Origin of the sequence: Plesiomonas sp. (genome assembly GCF_051650925.1) — a bacterium.
Lineage (GTDB): Bacteria > Pseudomonadota > Gammaproteobacteria > Enterobacterales > CAMTGL01 > Plesiomonas.
This window is the reverse complement of sequence record NZ_JBOFRH010000226.1, coordinates 1-1,234: the sequence shown is the minus strand read 5'-3', so window position 1 is coordinate 1,234 and position 1,234 is coordinate 1. Positions and strand designations below refer to the sequence as shown.

The 1,234-nt window shown below is 49.9% G+C and carries 1 pseudogene; it reads right to left on the bottom strand.

From position 1 onward, the window contains the following. Window positions 1-1,234 (bottom strand): annotated as a pseudogene (locus tag ACRC27_RS05380) (miniconductance mechanosensitive channel MscM); the annotation flags it as partial.

Here is a 1,234-nt window from a genome sequence, read left to right as displayed (position 1 = left end):
CGTGAAGTTGAGAGATAGCCTAAACAGGTGAACAAAATTGCCAGTGGTGGGGTTGCCAGTACTACACCCCACAATAGATAGTTAATCATGTTCTGGCCCGAACCTTGCGCGTTCAGATATAGCGGAACTTTGGCGCGTTTTAGGCTGGCGGTCAGTACCATCAATACGATACACAGGCCGATAAAGGCAAGCCTGACCAGTGTATCGTTAAACTGGCGATCATTGAGTGAATTGAGTGCATCAGAAATACACCACAGCGGCACAAAACTGGTCAGTGAAACCGCGTAATAGCGCATCGCGCGGCTGACTTGCTGACTGTTCCAGCCAAAATGGGTGATAAACAGCCCTTTGGCGCGGGCAAAATTGGCGGTCAGTACAAACAGGCTGATGACCGGAACGAGGCTAAGTAGGCTTTCGCCAAATGCAATCGCGGCCGGATATGCCCAAGCATTGAGCAAACCATTACCCACTGCGGCCAATAAAATGGGTACCGGCAGTGCATACCAAGTTGACCAGATAAGCGTTCGCAGCGTTAGTCCGAAAGAGTCGAGCGTAACTTTACCGACACGGCTTGAGGCCATATCAAGAAAGCAGAGGTAGCGGTTACGGCTGTATCGAGCCGCAATCACCAAGCAGAGTGCCACAATCATCCAGATAACGCTTTCGCTCTGTACGCTTTCGGCAAAACCCTGCGCAATTTGTCCGGCGATATCCATCGAGACAATCTGATGCATATCATTGAGCACGGCCAGCGGAAAGCTAAAGCCTATGGGGTTGAGATCGGGCAGCCAAAACAGATAGCGGTTGGTGGCAATTTTGATCTCTTTGAGCGCATCAATCTGCTGATTGGTGGCCACTTTTAACTTTGCTAACTCTAAAATACTGGTATCCGTACCGGTGATCAGAGAGGTTAGCAAGTCATGTTGGATCTGATACTGGCTATCCCAGATTTGCCGCTGATTTTTAGGTAATGCCGCGATCTGCTCTTTTTGTTCATCGGTTAATGCGGTGCTTAGCATTTCGTCAAACTGAATCCGTTTGGCACGAATATCGGCCATTTCACGATCGAGCTGCTGTGGTTTGGGCATTTTTGGCAGTTTGGCAATTTGTGAGCGTAAGCTCTCACCCAGTGCATTGGAAACGGATAACCACTGCGCCTGTTCGCGAATGCTGCTCAACGCCATTTTGACCTGATTGGTGTTGGCCTGCGCTGTGCGCTGGGCTTCAGCAGTTC